Source organism: Gemmatimonas sp. (assembly GCF_036405635.1).
In the GTDB taxonomy this organism is placed as follows: Bacteria; Gemmatimonadota; Gemmatimonadetes; order Gemmatimonadales; family Gemmatimonadaceae; genus Gemmatimonas.
Genome location: NZ_DASWXE010000009.1, coordinates 1 through 17,256 on the forward strand (window position 1 = coordinate 1; position 17,256 = coordinate 17,256).

Sequence of the window (17,256 nt, forward strand, 5' to 3'; positions counted from 1 at the left end):
GAGTGGGCCGACCGGCAGGCCATCGCCGCCCTGGAGACGCTGGATGTACAGGGCAGCCAGTATGCCGAATCGCTGCGATTGTATGCGCATCTGGCGGGCGCGGCGCACACGTGGTGCACGCGTATTGAAGGGCGCCCCACGGAACATCCGGTGTGGCCCACGTTGACGCTGCAGGAGGCCGTCACGCTGACACAGGCGAGTATCGCCGGTCTGCGCGCGGCGGCTGCACAGGGCGCGCTCGATCGGGTGGTGGAATATCGCAACAGCGCCGGGCAGGCCTTTCGCAACACCGTGCTGGATATTCTGACGCAGGTGCTGTTGCACGGCAGCTATCATCGCGGGCAGCTCGCGATGCTGGCGCGCCAGGGTGGTGGAACGCCGGCGGTGATGGACTACATCTTCTACGTGCGGACGCTCGACAACAGCCGTTGAGTGCATGCAAGCAGGCGCTGACGTGGTGACGTGAAGTTCACGCGATTCACGAACTCACTGCTCGGGATAGCTGGTGTTACCGGCTGCGTCCGTGACGCCGACGATGTGCAGCAAGTACGGCTCTATCGCCTGCTTCAGTGACCCACCATACTTGCTTATGCGCCTCACCGTGAACGGTTCGAGCCGTGAGTACACCGGCGATCCCAACCAGCCTTTGCTCTGGTTCCTGCGCGACGAACTCGGAATGACCGGCACCAAGTTTGGGTGTGGTGTCTCCGCATGCGGAGCGTGCACCGTGCATGTGGACGGTGCACCCGTCACCTCGTGTGTCACCACCATGGGCACACTCGAGGGACGCACCGTGCTCACGATCGAAGGGCTCGACGCCAACGGACAACACGCCGTGCAGCGTGCGTGGACCGAGCAGAACGTGCCGCAGTGTGGCTACTGCCAGTCGGGGCAGATCATGGCCGCGGCCGCGCTGCTCAAGGCCAAGCCGCAGCCCACGGAGCAGGACATCGACAACGCGATGACGGGCATCATCTGTCGCTGCGGCACGTATCCGCGCATCCGTGAGGCCATCCGGCGCGCGGCGGGTCTTCCCACCACGGCAGCGGAGCGCTGATCATGACCCCGAGCAAGACACCGTGGCTGCGCCGCGATCCACGTATCGCCGACGCTGACACCCCCAAGGCTGCATCGAGTGGTCTCGACCGACGTGAGTTCCTCACCCGCATGGCAGCCAGTGGGCTGGTGCTGGCGATCTCCGCATCGGGCATTGGTTGCGTGGCCGACATGGCCGCCTCCGGGTCATTCGAACCCTCGGTGTTCCTGCGTATTGGCGAGGATGGCATCGTGACCGTGATCGTGCACCGCTCCGAGATGGGGCAGGGTGTGCGCACGGGGCTCGCGATGGCCATGGCCGACGAGCTCGAAGCCGATTGGTCGATGGTGCGTATCGAGCAGGCCATCGGCGACGCGAAGTACGGCGACCAGAATACCGACGGCTCGACCAGTATCCGCAATGGTGGCTGGATGACGTTCCGCCAGGCGGGCGCGGCGGCGCGTGCCATGCTGCAGCAGGCCGCGGCCGACGAGTGGAAGGTGCCGGTGGGCGAGGTGCAGGGCACCAACGGCGAAGTGGTGCACGCTGCCTCGAATCTCCGCGCCAGCTACGGCTCCCTGGTCAAGCGGGCCAGCAAGCTGGCCGTGCCCAAGGATGCGCCGCTCAAGAAACCCGAGCAGTACCGCTACATCGGCAAGACGGTGGCGTCACTCGACCTGCAGTCCATGGTCACCGGCACCGCGAAGTACGCGCAGGATCTTTCCATGCCGGGCATGCGCATCGCGGTGATCGCGCGGCCGCCCGTGTACGGCGCCAAGGTGAAATCGGTGGACAGCGCTGCCGCCAAGCAGGTGAAAGGCGTAGAGCGCGTGATCGAGGTGCCCAGTGCACCGGTGCCATCAGGCATGATGCCGCTGGGTGGTGTGGCAATCGTTGCCACCAGTACCTGGGCGGCTATCGAGGCCCGCAAGAAGCTGGTCATCGAGTGGACGGAAAGCCCCAACGACAGCCACGACTCGGCGGCTTATCGCACGGAGCTCGAAGGCTCGGTGCGCGCAGCAGGCAATGTGGTGCGCGACCTGGGTGATGCCGCGTCGGCGGTGGCCGGTGCCACGCGCAAGGTGACGGCCGAGTACTACGTGCCACATCTGGCGCACGTGCCCATGGAGCCACCGGCGGCGATGGCCAACTTCGCCAACAGTGCGTGTGAAGTGTGGGCGTGCACGCAGGACCCGCAGACCGCGCAGGGCGTAGTGGCCGGCATGGTGGGTATCGACAAGTCGAAGGTCACGGTGAACGTGACCTTCCTGGGCGGTGCGTTCGGCCGCAAGTCCAAGCCCGACTTCATCGCCGAAGCGGCATTCCTGTCCAAGGAGATGAAGACACCGGTGAAGGTGGTGTGGACACGCGAGGACGATATCCAGAACGGCTTCCCGCACACCATCTCGATGCAGCGTCTCGAAGCGGGGCTCGATGCGAAAGGCAAGATCGTCGGGATGGTGCATCGCATTGCGTCGCCGCCGATCGGTTCCACCTTCGGTCCCGATCAGGAGTATCACTCCGAGGGGGAACTCGGACTCGGCGTGCTCGACATGCCGTTTGCCATTCCCAATGTGCGCGTGGAGGTGTGCAAGGCGCCGCCGCATTCCCGCATCGGCTGGTACCGCTCGGTGAGCAACATCCCGCACGCCTTCGCGCTGGGTTGTTTCATGGACGAACTCGCACAGGCGGCAGGCAAGGATCCGGTGCAGTTCCTCATCGAATCGCTGGGCGGCGATCGCGTGATTGACATGACAGCCACCGGTGCCAAGAAGCCGGTGGAGAACTACGGTGCCAAGTGGGAAGACCATCCCAACGACACCGCGCGTCATCGCCGCGTGCTGGAGATGGTCGCCAAGGAGTCGGGATGGGGCACCGCGTTGCCGGCCGGCGAAGGCCGAGGCGTGGCGGTGCACCGTTCGTTCCTGACCTACGTGGCGGCGGTGGTGCGTGTGAAGGTGGCCTCCGACGGCACCATCTCGGTACCGCGCGTGGACATCGCGATGGACTGTGGCTATGCGGCGCACCCCGATCGTGTGCGCTCGCAGTGCGAAGGCGCAGTGATCATGTCACTGTCCAACGCCATGCTGTCCGAACTCACGTTTGCGCGCGGGCGTGTCGTGCAGTCCAACCTGAACGACTATCGCGTGCTGCGCATGGCGGGTGCTCCGAAGGACATCCGTGTGCATCTGGTGGATGCAGTGGGTCCGATCGGTGGTGTGGGTGAACCCGGCGTGCCACCAGTGGCGCCAGCTTTCGCCAATGCGGTCTTCGCCGCCAGGCGCACCCGTGTTCGCAGTCTTCCCGCCGAGCGCGCGTAGTCCCAAGCGCCGTTCTCTAGGTTGTCCGCTCAGTGGCATGGTGCTCTTCCCATCGCACCATGCCACCGGCCAATGATGACACCGCCGTAAATCCCGCGGCGCGCAATTGACGCGTCGCCCGCGCGCTGCGCACCCCGCTTTTGCACACCATCACCAGCGGGCGGTCACGCGGCAGGGAGTCCATCTCGTCTTGCAGCCGCGCCATCGGAATCAATCGCGCCCCTCCGATCACACCCTGCGCCGTTTCATCGGGCTCGCGCACATCCACCACCAGCAGCCGCTCCCCACGATCGAGTTGCGCGCGCAGGGTGGCCACCGAGATCTCTTCCGCACGCGCATCGGCCAGGGCGTGCAATCCCGGTGTGCCACAGAACTGGTCGTAGTCGATCAGCGTGGTGATGGTGCGCGTGCCACAGGCCGGGCAGGCCGGATCGCGCGAGAGCATCACTGAGCGGAACTGCATGCTGAACGCGTCGATCATGAGCAATCGTCCCGCCAGCGACGTACCGATACCGACCAACAGTTTGATCGCCTCGGTGGCCTGGACGGTACCCACCAATCCGGGGAGCACACCCAGCACACCGCCCTCGGCGCAGTTCGGCACCATCTCCGGTGGCGGTGGTTCGGGGTACAGGCAGCGGTAACACGGCGCGTCGGGCGTGCCGAACACCGACGCCTGTCCATCAAACCGAAACACCGAGCCGTGCACATTGGGCTTGCCGAGCAATACGCAGGCGTCGTTGACCAGATAGCGCGTGGCAAAGTTGTCGGCGCCATCGATCACGAGATCGTATCCGGCAATCACTGCCATCGCGTTGGCCGATGTGAGCCAATGGTCGTGCGTGATCACCCGTACCAGTGGGTTCACCTCGCGCAGGCGGTCGCGCGCCGAGGCGAGCTTGTCACGACCCACATCGCTGGTGCCGTGGAGCAGCTGCCGGTGCAGGTTGGTGATGTCGACGACGTCGTGATCGACGAGGCCGATCGTGCCCACGCCCACTGCCGCCAGGTGCAATGCGGCCGGCGACCCCAGCCCACCCGCGCCGACGATGAGCACACGCGATGCCTTGAGACGCTCCTGACCTTCCACGCCGAATGACGGCAAGGTCAGCTGTCGGCGATAACGGTCGCGTTCGTCCGAGGTGAGTGCCTCGCCAATGGCGGGACCCGCAGACGGCTGGGTTTGGGAGACGTGCTCATCCACAGGCTGCACCTCGATGCCCCTCACAAGACGACTACTCGGCAGGCAGGCGACCGATGAGTTCGGGTCGTCTGCGGAGTCCAACAGGTAGTTTAGCGAGTCACCTGCTTCCTGCATTCAGCAACCTGGAGCGACCATGAGTCGGGTTCGAGTTCTGGTGGGCACACGGAAAGGCGCCTTCATCCTGCATGCCGATGGCGCCCGCAAGTCGTGGACGGTGGACGGTCCGCATTTCCCGGGCTGGGAGATGTACCACGTGAAGGGATCGCCGGTCGATCCGGACCGCCTGTACGCCTCGCAGTCGAGCGGCTGGTTCGGCCAGGTGGTGCAGCGATCGGATGACGGTGGCAAGAGCTGGAATCCGGTGGACAACTCTTTTGCCTACGACGGCGTGCCGGGTACGCACATGTGGTATGACGGCACGCCGCATCCGTGGGAGTTCAAGCGTGTGTGGCATTTCGAGCCGTCGCTCACCGAACGGGATGTGGTCTTTGCCGGTGTGGAAGATGCAGCACTGTTCAAGTCCACCGACGGCGGCGCGAGCTGGCAGGAGTTGTCGGGGCTGCGCGGACATGGTTCCGGCAGTCACTGGCAACCGGGGGCGGGCGGCATGTGCCTGCACACCATCGTGGCCGACCCCACCGACCCCCAGCGCATGTTCGTGGCCATTTCGGCGGCCGGTGCCTTCCGCACCACCGACGGTGGCATCACGTGGACCCCGATCAACAAGGGGCTGCGATCGGGTGAAATTCCTGATGGTGACGCCGAAGTGGGGCACTGTGTGCATCGCATCGCGCTGCATGCGTCCAACCCGCAGCGGTTGTACATGCAGAAACACTGGGACGTGATGCGCAGTGACGACGGTGGCGACAGTTGGTACGAGGTGAGCGGCAATCTGCCTACCGACTTTGGCTTCCCCATCGATGTGCACTCGCATGAACCGGATACGGTGTACGTCGTGCCGATCACGAGCGACGCGCACCACTTCCCGCCGGACGGCAAGTTGCGTGTGTATCGCAGCCGCACCGGCGGAAACGAGTGGCAGGAGCTGGGACGCGGACTGCCGCAGGCCAACTGTTATGTGAACGTGCTGCGCGATGCGATGGCGGTGGACACGCTCGATGACTGCGGCATCTACTTCGGCACCACCGGCGGGCAGGTCTATGTGTCGCCCGATGGTGGTGACAACTGGTCGGCCATCGTGCACGACCTGCCACCGGTGTTGTCGGTGGAAGTGCAGACGCTGTCGTGAGCACCACCGAAACGACGGGACGTACAGTGCGGGTGGTGCTGCCCGCACCGCTGCGCACGTTGGCGCGTACTGATGCCGAGGTGCAGGTGACCGTGGCAGGCGATGCTACGGTCAGGACGGTATTGGATGCGCTCGAGGCGATGCTTCCTGCACTGCGCGGCACCATTCGGGATCACGGCACGCACAAGCGCCGTGCGTTCGTGCGCTTCTTTGCGTGTGAGCGCGACCTGTCGCTGCACTCGCCCGACGAGCTGTTGCCGTCGCCTGTGCAGGACGGGTGTGAGCCGTTGCTCATTGTGGGAGCCATGGCTGGCGGCTGATACGCCGTTAGCGTCACGGCGGTGGCCCAACTCCAGCCACCGAGCCATCGTCGCTGAAGAACCAGCGTGGCCAGCGCCGAGAATCGGGAGCGAGCTGGTACGCCATGATCATCTTGGCGATCTCCGGCATCACGCTGGCCTGCATGGGTGTGAGCACGCCGCGCACGATATCGCGCTGCGCCCAGAAGCGCTTCTGGTACTCGAGCTCCGTGGCTCGGATATCGGTCAGCACCGGATCGGCCGCAAACCCGCTCGGCAGCGCCGCCAATCGCGCGGCGAGTGGTTGAAAGAGCGCCCGCGCCTCGCTCTGGAAGACCGAATCGGCGCTGCGCAGACGGTCGATCTGGTCGCGTGTGAGGAACAGCGTATCGCTGAATGACAACAGCAACCGATGCAGGCTGGACACCTGCCGCATCTGCACGCGTTCCATGTCGACCAGTGACGGTTTCTCCCACGTGCCGTTGCGCTTCACCGGCTCCAGGGTGCGAGCCAAGCGTTGCTCGGCGATCGGCTTGGTGAGGTCGAGCGAGAAGTCGAGCGTCACGCGGAACGGATTGCGCAGCAGCGTGTTGGCGGGAGATGTGCTACCAAACCGTGGATTGACGGCGTACAGGAATCGATTGGCACTGGCATCGTACCCACGCGGCACGAGCAGCACCGGGTCGGGCATCGCCGCGTTCCCCCAGCCGCGCGCGTTGGCGCCATACATCAGCAGGTCCAGACCGCCGGCCAGGTTCTCGAGGTTGAGCGCGGCGCTCAACCGCCGACCCGCCACCGACATCGGCACGGTGATGTCGATGCGTGCGTTCGCTGACACGGTCCATGGTCCGCTGCAGCTCTGGCGTGAGGCCACTCGGCCGGCCTGAGCACTCAGGCAGTCGCGCACACGGGCATTCGAGCCGTCGAGCAGGGCGCGCATGGCGGTGGCCCGTTGTGTATCGGTGTCGCGCGCAGGGTCGAAGACAAAGGCGCGGTCACCGGGTACGCCGTCTCCATCGATATCGCCGCGCACAACGGGGGTGAACGGGATACCGGACTGCACGCGCGCAAAGAGCGTGAACGAGCCCTGACGAGGTAGTGTGTATCCGGCCTGCAGTTGCAGGATATGCCGCGCGTCACTCGCACCACGCGCCCACTCGATACGGGTGGGATCGCCAAACCCGCCGCCATCGGCGCCGCGATACTGCTGACGTACCTGTTGCACGGTCCAGGTGGCGGAGTAGTACGGTGACGGGCGCTTGAACATGTCGGAGGTGATGCCCAGTGAGATCTGCCCAGCCTCCGATCGCAGGTCACTGCGCACTTCCTGCAGCAAGCCATAGCGGGCATCTCGCCGGCTGTCGGTGGCCGACACAGCGCCTGACCGTGCATCGATGGCGTCGGGCGAGACGAACATCGTCCGCTGTTCATCGGCCAGTGTAAGCGTACGCGACGCATACAGATTGCGATCGACCACGCTGGGTAGCGCGAGATTGATCGCGCCTATGGCCTCCACGCGCGCCAGCACGGGGCCGACATTGCGCGAGTAGTTCACATAGCTGCGCCACGCACGTGGCGCGTCATACGATGATCCGAGAAATCGCAGCGGTGTGGCGCGTTGGGTGATCGTCGGATCACTGCCAACGCAACTCTGCGGAATGGCGGATGCGTCGGTGTAGGCGCCCCAGTTGGGTACGGGGGCACTGGCGCCGAGGCAGCTGAGGAGCTGCGATCCCGTGCGTGTGCCGACCACGGTGGAGGCGTTGTACATGTCGCGAAATTCCCCGATACCGGCACGCAGCACGCCCATGGAGGGACGCACAACAGTGCCGTACGGGGAGAACATCTGCGCACTGCGGGCATCACCGCCGCCGAGCATCCAGGTGAGGCCCACGCGCGGGCTGGCATGGATGCGGGGTGAAGCACTGCCGGGATGGATGAGTTGCGCGGCTCTCGTATTTCCCGTGCCCAGCTCGATGGGGGTATCAGAGAGTCCGCCGAAGGCATTGCCTTCGAGGCGCACGCCGGACAACACATGCAGCGTTGGTGTGGCACGCCACTGATGGGCGAGTGCCAACGCGCTGTTCCACGCGGTGCCGGTGGCTGGCACCTGTTGCAGCGTGCGCGTGAATCGCGATGGACGGGCATTGGCAAAGTCGTTCAGCGAGGCGAAGGACCATGTGCCCAGTGCATCCTGCACGCTCGCGTCCCGCAGTGCGTCCACGCGCGACCAGGCGATGGCCCGGAACCGATGCGCGGGTGTGCGGCCGAGCCAGGACCACTCGCTGGCGCCTTCTGCGGTCCACTGTCCACGATCGACATGGCTGTTCGGTGAGACGCCGAGCACCGCCAGCGCTCCATCGCTCGCATCAGTGAGGACCACAGCGGTGGGCATGGCCGAACGCGCCCGTCCGTTCATGTCGGTGCGTGACACGGACAACCGGTTTTCATTGAACCATGATCGCCGGATGCCCGTTTGCTGATGCAGCAGCTGCACGTTGGCCGCACGATCGGTGCGGGTATTGGTGGTGAGCGACGACCGCTGCGGCGAAGCGCCCATGCCGCGATGTGTGGTGGCACTCAGGAACGTGGTCAGGGCCAGCACACGCGACGTGTCGCGCGTGTCATCGAAGCGTGCGAGTACACTGACGCCGTCGCTGGAGCGCGTGCGGAGCGTACCGGACGGAATACCGAGACTGGCCGCCGCGGCCTCGAGCCTGGCGACGCTGTCAGCGCGCAGGCCGAACACGCCGAGTGCATCGGCGTCGGCCGTGAAAAGCGTGGCCGGTGTGGAGGCGGTGCGCAGATAGTCGACACTGACGTTGTAGGTCAGTGCGCGGCGGATGGCTTCTCCATCGGCGCTGCCCGAGAGGCGCATGTTGCCGGCATCGGCACCGGTGGTGCGGCCGATCGCATCGGTGGCCTGGAGCAATGAGGGGGTGAGCGTGCCCCAGCCGCGCCGCCGCTGCATATCGCGATTGCCGGCGGCGAGGCGGAAGTCGAGTTGTCCGCCCGCAAAGCCGCCACGGGTCACGTCCATCGTGGCGGCCGAGAATCGTGCGTCGACCGGAGCGCCGCGTGGCAACTGTCCCGCCGGGAGCGCTACACCATTCAACGTGGCCAGTGTGGAGCCAGGCGCGGCGCCCAGGAGCGACGGGCCGTCTGCCCCCACCACCATACCAGGGACTGTGCCCAGTGTGGCGGCTATATCACCGCGCACGGTGGGAGGCAGGGCGGCCGCAACGCCGTCCATCCATCGCTCGGATGCGCCCACTTCTTCCGTGCCCAATCGCACGCCATTGTCGGGACGTCGACCACCTGGCGCGGCAACACGCACAGTGGAGAGCTGAGCGGCGCCGGCTGGCTTGAGCGCGGCGTCCACCACGAACTCCCGTTCGTTGCCAGTGCGCTGTATGCGGGTACGCTGACTCTGGAATCCCGGCGCCGCAATGAAGACCAGATAGTCGCCGGTGCCGTTGTCGAACCGCACACTCCAGGTGCCATCCGCGCCTGAGGTGGTTTGCTGGACGGCCCGGTCGGAGCCTCGGGTGACATAGATCGCCGCGCCGGCAATCGCCTGACCGGAGTCGCTCCGGACTCGGCCACGCAGCAAATCGGGAGCTTCCTGCGCCCGGAGGGGCAGGGCAAAAAGCAGACACAGCAGAAGTATTCGGGTCATGCGGGCGGGGGGCATGGCCAATCAAGGCGGGCAATAACAAGCGTCCGCGAGAGAACACCTCATTGCCGACACGCCCCACGAATAGCCGAAAATCTGCGTTCCCGTGGCAAACCGGCGCGTTCTGCAACGGAGAATGCACAGTTGTGTCACGGATGTGTAACGCAAGATGTTCTTGTGTAACAACGAGTTACGGTTCGGTCGCAGTTCAGGCTGCTCATCACGGTGACCGTTTCGGAGGCTTGAGACGGCCCGGGCACTTCGACCGATTTCATGCTCCGTCCCGAACCGGCGCACCACTTCGCGCCCGTGGCACCGTCCAATCGTTGGTCGCGCGTCGTCACCAGCCCTTTGCTTATCGGAGCCTTATTAGCCGGCTTCGGACGCCCCGCCGTGGCGCAGGACGCGCCGCCGGTCCGGGGGGCTCCCACGCAGGCGGAGGCCAAGTCGCCCGCCTGGTACGACAAATTGCGCATCCGCGGCTACGGGCAGGTGCGGTTCAATCGCCTGCTGGAGAACAACGACCAATTCCGCTGCGAGCAGTGCGACCGGAGCTGGGGCGAGGATGGCGGCGTGTTCATCCGCCGCGCTCGGGTGATCGTGCAGGGCTATGTGCATCCGCAGGTATTCATCTACCTGCAGCCCGACTTCGCGAGCTCCGTGGGCAGCTCGGGCAATGTCGCGCAGCTGCGCGACTGGTACGTGGACCTCGGGCTCGATAAGCAGAACACGTTTCGCGTGCGCGTGGGGCAGAGCAAGGTGCCGTACAGCTTCGAGAACATGCAGAGCAGCCAGAACCGTCTGCCGCTCGATCGTGCGGACGCCACCAACAGCGCGGCAGCCAATGAGCGCGACCTGGGCGCGTTCTTCATGTGGGCACCGAAGCGCATTCGCGATCGGTTTGCACATCTCGTGAACGACAACCTCAAGGGCAGCGGCGACTATGGCGTGCTCACGGTGGGTGTGTTCAACGGGCAGACGGCCAACAAGCCCGAAGCGAACGACAATCAGCATGTGGTCGCGCGCGCCACGTACCCCCTCGAGTGGCGCGGACAGATCATCGAACCGTCAGTGGCGGCCTACACCGGCAAGTACACACTGGTCGCCGACCAGCGCACAGTGGGCGTGAAGGGGCGTGAAGACTGGACGTATCGTGATGAGCGTGTGGTGACCTCACTCTCCATTGCGCCGCAGCCGTTTGGTGTGCTGGCCGAGTACAATGTGGGGCGCGGCCCGGAGTACAATCCGGTGAGCGACAGCATCGAAACGCAGGCGCTGCGCGGTGGTTTCGTCACGGCCACCTATCGGGTGAAGAAGGGCGGGCACACCTTCTTTCCATTCACGCGCTGGCAGGTGTACGACGGCGGCAAGAAGCATGAACGGGATGCGCGCAGCTACGACGTGCGCGACATCGAGTTCGGCGTGGAGTGGCAGCCGCACGGCAACTTCGAGATGGTGGCCGAGTGGTATCGTGGCGACCGGCGGTTCGAGGATTCGGCGCTGCGCAACAACCGTCAGGTGGGACACTTGCTGCGTCTGCAGGCACAGTTCAATTTCTGACCTCCCGCCAGGAGGTCGCATGTACGAACCGAAGACCAAGCCCACGGCCGTCAGTCTCGAGACTTATCTCGCCGGCATCGAGAACGATGAACGTCGTGCCGATTGTGAGACGCTGACCGCCATGATGTCGAAGGTCACCGGTGCGCCGCCGGTGATGTGGGGACCGAGCATCGTCGGATTCGGCAAGTACCACTACAAGTACGAGAGCGGCCACGAAGGTGATGCGTGCCTCGTCGGGTTCTCGTCGCGCAAGGGCGACATCAGCATCTACCTGATCCCGGGCTACGAACGTCCCGAATGGCAGGCCCTGCTGGCGCAGTTGGGCAAGCATCGCACCGGCAAGTCCTGTCTTTATCTCAAGCGGTTGCGCGATGTGCAACTGCCCGTGCTCGAGACGATGATCAGGAAGTCGGTGGATGAGGTGCGAAATCTCTACCCTGACCGTTGATCTGCTCGCGCATCACCGCGCGCTGATTCCGCAGGTGACAGCGTGGTTCTGCGCTGAGTGGCCGGATTGGTATGGCGCTGATGGACCGGGTGATGCTGCCATCGACGTGGCGGCCTTCGCTGCGTCGGCTGACGTGCTGCCGCTGGGTGTCGTGGCGTTCGAGAACGGTGAGCCGGTCGGTGTGGCCGCGCTCAGGCAGACTTCGATTGCCAGTCACACTCATCTGACACCGTGGGCGGTGGCGGGCTACGTGGTGCCGTCCTGTCGTGGACAGGGTGTCGGCACACAGCTGCTGCGTGCGCTGGTCGCGCAGGCCCAACGACTTGGCCACGCGCGGGTGTATTGCGCGGCTTCCACCGCCGGTCCGCTGTTGCACCGTGAGGGATGGATGCCTGCGGACATGATCGACGGTGACGGCGATCGTGAAAGACTCACGGTGTTCGTGCAGCATCTTTGACCAGCATATGCAACGAGAGCCACGCCGTGATGGCCGTGGCTCTCGTGCATACCGCGCATGGTGGAACCGTCAGCGGGCGATCAACGCCCCGACAGCTTGCGCCCCGTTTCGATGGCGCCCATGCCGTTCTCGTCGCGGCGCTGCATGATGAAGACCGTCCAGCCTTCCTTCATGCGCTGTTCCATCTCAGCCGGGTTGTTCACCGGGAAGCCGCACGGAATCTTGTATTCCTTGCAGGCAGCCAGGATTTCCAGCGACGCCTTTTCACGGCCAGCCGGATCATCGCGGTACACACCGCCCAGTGTGCCGTAGCCCACGAAGATCTGGCCGATGCCCGGCACGGCGGCGATCTCACGTGCCTTGGCCACGCCTTCCTTGCTTTCGATGATCAGCGTGAGGAACAGCTCACCCTTCTTGTTGAGCGGCCACACATCGGCGCGCTGCTTGTACTGGTCGACCGTGAGGCCCCAGTAGGATGCGGCGGCCGCGAGGCCAGTGTCGGGACGGGTGCCGCCGGCCGACGCGAAGCGCATGGCCTTGAGCACATCGCGCACTTCCTGCGCCGAGGAGACTTCTTCGGCCGAGACGTTCACGAGGCCCGCGTTGAGCTGGCGGATGATGGCCTGCTGGCCAGCCGCGGGGTCCTTGTGGAAGATGCCGATCTTGGACGAAAACGGATGCGTACGGGCCGAGCCGCCGGCCTTCTTGATCTCGTCGAGGTAGCGGTAGAAGGTCTCGTTGGCCGCGGAGGTGAACAAAAAGTCGGCGCGCTTGTATCCGACAGTTTCCTTGGCGACATCACTGAGGACGATTTCCGGCATCGGCGCGGCCGGGGTGGCCGGCGCGGGTGCGGGGGCGCCATTGGGGGCGCCGTTGGGGCCGCGCGGCGGACCACCTGGCCCGCCCGGGCCGCGACGCACGATGGCAGGGTGTGAGATGCCAAAAATCGGCAACCCCTTCTCCTGCACAGCGATCACGGGGTTGAGGCGGTCGGCATTCTGGGCCGTGGCCATGGCAGGTAGTGCGAGCACGGCGGCGGCGCCAGCGGCGAACGCTAGAACAGGGCGCATGAGTGTCCTGGGCGGGAAGGCGGGGAATTACGGCAGGAATGGCTGATGAATTTACGATGGCGCACCGGGGGGCGTTGATGAGACCTGATTGGCAGCAGGCAAAGGGGGGATGGTTCGCGCCCGTGAGCAGGGGCGTGCCTGTCAGCTGGATGGGCAGATCCCCTGTGTCGTGGAGCGGGTGCGTGAGCGGGGTAACGGGACGTCCATACAGGGCGGCGCCGATATCACACTCTGGCGGCCCGGGCGTGCCGAGGTGGCGATATTGGGCAATGTGTTGCTCGTGCACATGCTCAGTCGAACCAAGGGGCTCGAGACTGAACAGACCCAGTCGTATGGTGGCGTACACGCCGGCGTATCGACCGGCGTCGAGTTGCGATATGCGCTACATCCCCGCTGGCTGGTGACATCGCGCGCAGTGGTGGGGCAGACTACGAGCTTTCTCTTAAGTAGCGAAGGACCGCCCAATGACACGTTCGATCGTGGCATCGCACATCGTCAATGGCGTGTCGGCCTTTCGTATGTGCGGTGACTCGGAAGACTGTCATTGGTACTCGGTGGTATCTTGATGGACTTCCCGTCCCTGCACCTGAATTGTTCATGAGTCGCTTCGGTTCTGATCCTCTCGCTTTCTTCCAGCAGGTCTACACTGATGTGGCGCCTTGGGATGTCGGCGCTGCGCAGCCGGCATTGATCGCGCTGTTCGACGCATTCCCGCCCATCGGGCCAGCGCTCGATGTGGGCAGTGGCTCGGGTGATCACGTGGTGGCGCTTGCGGCGCGTGGCATCGATGCGGTAGGCCTCGAATTCGTGGAGAGTGCAGTACAGCTGGCGCGTACACGTCTTGCCGATTCGCCGGCGGATGTTGCGGCACGCGCCACGTTCGTGGTGGGCGATGCGCTCACACCGAGCGGGCTGAGGCGAAAGTTCGCGACGATTGTCGACTCGGGCTTCTACCACCTGTTCGATGTCGAGACGTGCGCGCGTTTCGCGGACGAACTGGCGCAGTGTCTGCTGCCGGGTGGTCGCTTGTATCTGCTCGAATTTGCGGTGGAGTTTCCCGCACCCAACATGCCGCGCGCGATTACCGAAACCGAGTTGCGCACGGTCTTTTCGGCGGAACGCGGTTGGGTCGTTCGCACCGTACATGCGGCGGAGTTTCAGAGTCGTCTGCGTGGTGTACCGGCCATCGCGGCATGCATTGAACGCGAGGCCTGATCACATGGCCACCCATGTCGTGCTGGTCCATCCCGAGATCCACTGGAATACGGGCAATGCCGGACGCACCTGTCTCGCCACAGGCGCCACGTTGCACCTGATCGAGCCGCTGGGCTTCTCGCTGGGTGAGCGTGAGGTGCGCCGCGCAGGGCTGGACTACTGGGAACACGTGGATCTGCGCGTGTGGCCGGATTGGGACACATTCGAAGCACAGCTGCCCACGTTGGGAGAGCCATATTTCTTCTCGACCAAGGCCACGCAGCTGTTCTGGGATGCGCCGCTCGGCGAGCCCGACAATATCGTGCTCGTTTTTGGTCGCGAGACCGCCGGTTTGCCGGAAACGGTCCGCACGCGCTGGGCCGATCGGTTGGTGGGGATGCCGATCACATCGCCGCATGTGCGTTCGCTCAACCTCTCGACGAGTGTGGCCGTAGCCGTATATGAGCGGCTGCGTCAGCAGCATTTTCAGTCGCCCGGAGGACCGGGCATGAAGGGCATATGAACGACAGCCAGAAAAACGATCACGCCTCCACCGCAGTGGAGGGCGACGCTGCGCCGCGTGTGGTGCGGCATGGTCCGTTCCCGGTACAGTTCCGCCGGGTGACGGTGCAGCGCATCGAGCGGATCGCCCCTCGCATTCAGCGCATCGTGGTGGGCGGCGAGGCGATGCAGGGCTTTCGCAGCGATGGGCCCGATGATCATGTGAAAGTCGTCTTCCCCACGGCGGACGGGCTGCACCTGCCCACGCCGGGCCCGAATGGTCTGACATTCGCTCCCGGCATCGTGACGCCTCCGATGCGCGACTACACGCCGCGTCACTTCGATGCCGATCGCGGCGAGCTCACGCTCGATTTCATTCTGCATGATGCGGGTCCGGCGACATCGTGGGCGCAGCAGGCGCAGCTGGGAGATGCGCTGGGCATTGGCGGGCCGCGTGGATCGCAGGTCGTGGCCGACGTGTTCGATTGGTATCTGCTCATCGGCGATGAAACGGCGATGCCGGCGATCGGTCGTCGTCTCGAGGAGTTGTCGGCGGACGTTCGTGCCATCGTGCTGGTCGAGGTGGACGATGTGCAGGATGAGCTGCCTTTCACCTCGCGTGCGTCACTCGATGTGCGCTATGTGCACCGCCACGGCGTACCGCTTGGCACCAGCACTGCACTCGACGATGCCCTGCAGGCCCTTGAATGGCCGGCTGGTGAAGGCTTTGTGTATATCGCCGGTGAGGCCGGCATGATGCGCCGTCTCAAGGAGCATGTCACCACGGTGCGTCACCATCCACGCGAATGGATGCGGGCGAGTGGATACTGGAAGCCCGGTGTGTCGAACCATCATGATTGAACAATCGTTGCCCAACGAATGGCGAGCGCTCGGCGTTCCCCTTTCAGTGGCTCGTGCAGCTCGGTCCTGTCGAGAGGAAAGAACGTGGTCGCTGTGCTCCGAAATTTGAAACGACCGGCTGTCCTGCTGGGCCTTGCCGCGTGTTGTGGCGGCATGGGTATGCTGCTGCAGTCCGGCGCCCTGCGCGCGCAGAGCGCTCCCGCACAAGGTGCACCCGCGCGCCCCGCGCCGTCTCCGCCCATCACCTCGTTGCTGGGCCGTGTGCTGATGCCACGTCCTGTGAATGCGTCGGTCGACAGTGCGAAGGACCTGCTGGCCAAGCAGCCCAATGATGTGAGTACGCTGGTGGCGACCGGACAGGCATACGACGGGGTGTGGCAGTTCGGCGAGTCCATTGCGCTCTACAGCAAGGCGATCACGCTCGCACCAAAGGATGCACGATCACTGAGTTTCCGCGGGCAGCGCTATCTCTCGACCCGGCAGTTCGACCGCGCCATCGCCGATCTCGAGGTCGCCCGCAAGCGCGCCCCGCAGAGTTTTCACAGTCTCTATCACCTCGGGCTCGCGTACTACTACGTGGGACGCTACGCCGAAGCGGCATCGACGCTGGGGCAGTGTGCCGACGTCGCGTCGCGTGCCGCCACGCCGTCATTGCAGTCGTCTGCTGTCGCGCAGTGTGATGACCTGCACGATGGTCTGCGATTCGCTCTCGCCTCGTGGCGTTCGGCGGCACTGATGCGTGCGGGACGCGTGGGTGAAGCCAAGGCCGTGCTGGAGAAGCTGCCGACGGCACCCAACAGCGCGGTGCCGGAAGGCCGCTGGTATATCGACGCGGTGGACATTGCGCGCGGCCGCAAGTCGGACACGCTCTGGAGTTCGGTGCAGGTGAATGGCGGTGGCGTGCTCACGATCGGCTACGCGTTGGCCAATCTTTCCCTTGTGCGCGGCGACAGCGCGAAGGGCTGCCGCATCCTGCGCGAGCTGGTCGCGCGCGAGGAGTGGCCTGGCTTCGGCTACATCGGTGCCGAAGTGGATCTCGCGCGCGGTCGCTGCAGCGGCGTCAAGTAACGCCCTGCGTGGCGCTCCTGTCGCTCGCGCCGAGCGTCAGGAGAGGACGTCGCGAATGGATGGATCCTTGCCGAACTGGGCGAGCGCGAAGGGACAGGTGGCCATCACCTTGGTATTCGTTTCACGCGCCCACGCCACCAGCGTATCGAGCAACTTGCGGCCGATGCCCTGACCCGAAAGCTGCTTGTCCACTTCGGTGTGGTCGATGATGATCAGCGCCGCACCGGCGCGGCTGTACGTCATCGACGCGAGGCGCTTGCCGCCCACTTCGTAGTGAAATCCACCGCGGTGATCCTGCTCCTGCTGCACGAC

At 64.9% G+C, this 17,256-nt stretch carries 17 protein-coding genes; 13 read left to right on the forward strand and 4 right to left on the reverse strand.

Annotated features, from left to right (window positions below):
* From VGE27_RS00335 to VGE27_RS00345, 3 genes are all read left to right on the forward strand, one after another.
* Positions 1-432: DinB family protein (locus VGE27_RS00335; RefSeq protein WP_331047636.1), on the forward strand; the 432-nt coding region annotated here is incomplete at its 5' end.
* A gap of 157 nt (positions 433-589) precedes the next feature.
* Positions 590-1,057 carry a (2Fe-2S)-binding protein gene (locus tag VGE27_RS00340; protein WP_331047637.1) on the forward strand — a complete coding sequence of 156 codons (468 nt, stop codon included), beginning with the start codon at positions 590-592 and terminating at the stop codon, positions 1,055-1,057.
* 2 nt (positions 1,058-1,059) lie between these two features.
* The gene (locus VGE27_RS00345; protein WP_331047638.1) at positions 1,060-3,357 is read left to right on the forward strand and encodes a xanthine dehydrogenase family protein molybdopterin-binding subunit; all 2,298 of its coding nucleotides are present in this window, start codon (positions 1,060-1,062) and stop codon (positions 3,355-3,357) included.
* Between the two features lie 16 nt (positions 3,358-3,373).
* Here VGE27_RS00345 and moeB read toward each other — a convergent pair whose 3' ends face one another.
* Complete coding sequence (gene moeB / locus VGE27_RS00350; protein ID WP_331047639.1) at positions 3,374-4,561, reverse strand: molybdopterin-synthase adenylyltransferase MoeB; 1,188 nt, start codon at positions 4,559-4,561, stop codon at positions 3,374-3,376.
* 133 nt (positions 4,562-4,694) lie between these two features.
* Between moeB and VGE27_RS00355 the strand changes: the two genes are divergently transcribed.
* Positions 4,695-5,810 (forward strand): exo-alpha-sialidase, encoded by a 1,116-nt coding sequence (locus VGE27_RS00355; RefSeq protein ID WP_331047640.1) that lies wholly within the window; start codon positions 4,695-4,697, stop codon positions 5,808-5,810.
* Positions 5,807-6,130: a MoaD/ThiS family protein gene (locus VGE27_RS00360; RefSeq protein ID WP_331047641.1), complete on the forward strand. Its 324-nt coding sequence runs from the start codon at positions 5,807-5,809 to the stop codon at positions 6,128-6,130. Before VGE27_RS00355 ends, VGE27_RS00360 begins: the two co-directional genes overlap by 4 nt.
* A gap of 13 nt (positions 6,131-6,143) precedes the next feature.
* On the opposite strand, the gene VGE27_RS00365 is transcribed toward VGE27_RS00360, so the two are convergent.
* On the reverse strand, positions 6,144-9,788 hold the full coding sequence (locus tag VGE27_RS00365) for a carboxypeptidase-like regulatory domain-containing protein (RefSeq protein WP_331047642.1): 3,645 nt from the start codon (positions 9,786-9,788) through the stop codon (positions 6,144-6,146).
* Positions 9,789-10,058: 270 nt separating this feature from the next.
* Between VGE27_RS00365 and VGE27_RS00370 the strand changes: the two genes are divergently transcribed.
* From VGE27_RS00370 to VGE27_RS00380, 3 genes are read left to right on the forward strand one after another with little or no spacing between them, the layout of a single operon-like run.
* On the forward strand, positions 10,059-11,345 hold the full coding sequence (locus tag VGE27_RS00370; RefSeq protein WP_331047643.1) for a porin: 1,287 nt from the start codon (positions 10,059-10,061) through the stop codon (positions 11,343-11,345).
* A 19-nt stretch (positions 11,346-11,364) separates the two neighbouring features.
* Complete coding sequence (locus VGE27_RS00375; protein ID WP_331047644.1) at positions 11,365-11,793, forward strand: DUF1801 domain-containing protein; 429 nt, start codon at positions 11,365-11,367, stop codon at positions 11,791-11,793.
* 34 nt (positions 11,794-11,827) lie between these two features.
* A complete protein-coding gene (locus VGE27_RS00380; protein ID WP_331047645.1) occupies positions 11,828-12,250 on the forward strand; it encodes a GNAT family N-acetyltransferase in 423 nt (140 codons plus the stop codon).
* An 80-nt stretch (positions 12,251-12,330) separates the two neighbouring features.
* Here the strand turns inward: VGE27_RS00380 and VGE27_RS00385 are convergent, their stop codons facing one another.
* The gene (locus VGE27_RS00385; RefSeq protein ID WP_331047646.1) at positions 12,331-13,320 is read right to left on the reverse strand and encodes an aldolase/citrate lyase family protein; all 990 of its coding nucleotides are present in this window, start codon (positions 13,318-13,320) and stop codon (positions 12,331-12,333) included.
* 109 nt (positions 13,321-13,429) lie between these two features.
* Between VGE27_RS00385 and VGE27_RS00390 the strand changes: the two genes are divergently transcribed.
* The 5 genes from VGE27_RS00390 (at position 13,430) to VGE27_RS00410 (ending at position 16,944) form a co-directional block, all read left to right on the forward strand.
* Complete coding sequence (locus VGE27_RS00390) at positions 13,430-13,849, forward strand: hypothetical protein (RefSeq protein WP_331047647.1); 420 nt, start codon at positions 13,430-13,432, stop codon at positions 13,847-13,849.
* A 68-nt stretch (positions 13,850-13,917) separates the two neighbouring features.
* Positions 13,918-14,535 (forward strand): class I SAM-dependent methyltransferase, encoded by a 618-nt coding sequence (locus VGE27_RS00395; RefSeq protein WP_331047648.1) that lies wholly within the window; start codon positions 13,918-13,920, stop codon positions 14,533-14,535.
* 4 nt (positions 14,536-14,539) lie between these two features.
* A complete protein-coding gene (locus VGE27_RS00400) occupies positions 14,540-15,037 on the forward strand; it encodes a tRNA (cytidine(34)-2'-O)-methyltransferase (protein WP_331047649.1) in 498 nt (165 codons plus the stop codon).
* Positions 15,034-15,876: a siderophore-interacting protein gene (locus VGE27_RS00405; protein WP_331047650.1), complete on the forward strand. Its 843-nt coding sequence runs from the start codon at positions 15,034-15,036 to the stop codon at positions 15,874-15,876. The genes VGE27_RS00400 and VGE27_RS00405 overlap by 4 nt, the downstream gene beginning before the upstream one ends.
* Positions 15,877-16,029: 153 nt before the next feature.
* Positions 16,030-16,944, forward strand: a complete 915-nt coding sequence (locus tag VGE27_RS00410; protein ID WP_331047651.1) for a tetratricopeptide repeat protein — start codon at positions 16,030-16,032, stop codon at positions 16,942-16,944.
* 36 nt (positions 16,945-16,980) lie between these two features.
* Here the strand turns inward: VGE27_RS00410 and VGE27_RS00415 are convergent, their stop codons facing one another.
* Positions 16,981-17,253 (reverse strand): GNAT family N-acetyltransferase, encoded by a 273-nt coding sequence (locus VGE27_RS00415; RefSeq protein ID WP_345787951.1) that lies wholly within the window; start codon positions 17,251-17,253, stop codon positions 16,981-16,983.
* Positions 17,254-17,256 lie beyond the last annotated feature (3 nt).

What these genes read in the sequence shown, in the direction of transcription:
- VGE27_RS00410 (WP_331047651.1), top strand. Translation starts at nt 16,030, where the DNA reads ATGGGTATGCTGCTGCAGTCCGGCGCCCTGCGCGCGCAGAGCGCTCCC.
- VGE27_RS00385 (WP_331047646.1), bottom strand. Translation starts at nt 13,320, where the DNA reads ATGCGCCCTGTTCTAGCGTTCGCCGCTGGCGCCGCCGCCGTGCTCGCA.
- VGE27_RS00355 (WP_331047640.1), top strand. Translation starts at nt 4,695, where the DNA reads ATGAGTCGGGTTCGAGTTCTGGTGGGCACACGGAAAGGCGCCTTCATC.
- VGE27_RS00370 (WP_331047643.1), top strand. Translation starts at nt 10,059, where the DNA reads ATGCTCCGTCCCGAACCGGCGCACCACTTCGCGCCCGTGGCACCGTCC.
- VGE27_RS00405 (WP_331047650.1), top strand. Translation starts at nt 15,034, where the DNA reads ATGAACGACAGCCAGAAAAACGATCACGCCTCCACCGCAGTGGAGGGC.
- VGE27_RS00375 (WP_331047644.1), top strand. Translation starts at nt 11,365, where the DNA reads ATGTACGAACCGAAGACCAAGCCCACGGCCGTCAGTCTCGAGACTTAT.
- VGE27_RS00400 (WP_331047649.1), top strand. Translation starts at nt 14,540, where the DNA reads ATGGCCACCCATGTCGTGCTGGTCCATCCCGAGATCCACTGGAATACG.
- VGE27_RS00340 (WP_331047637.1), top strand. Translation starts at nt 590, where the DNA reads ATGCGCCTCACCGTGAACGGTTCGAGCCGTGAGTACACCGGCGATCCC.
- VGE27_RS00365 (WP_331047642.1), bottom strand. Translation starts at nt 9,788, where the DNA reads ATGACCCGAATACTTCTGCTGTGTCTGCTTTTTGCCCTGCCCCTCCGG.
- VGE27_RS00345 (WP_331047638.1), top strand. Translation starts at nt 1,060, where the DNA reads ATGACCCCGAGCAAGACACCGTGGCTGCGCCGCGATCCACGTATCGCC.
- VGE27_RS00395 (WP_331047648.1), top strand. Translation starts at nt 13,918, where the DNA reads ATGAGTCGCTTCGGTTCTGATCCTCTCGCTTTCTTCCAGCAGGTCTAC.
- VGE27_RS00390 (WP_331047647.1), top strand. Translation starts at nt 13,430, where the DNA reads ATGGTTCGCGCCCGTGAGCAGGGGCGTGCCTGTCAGCTGGATGGGCAG.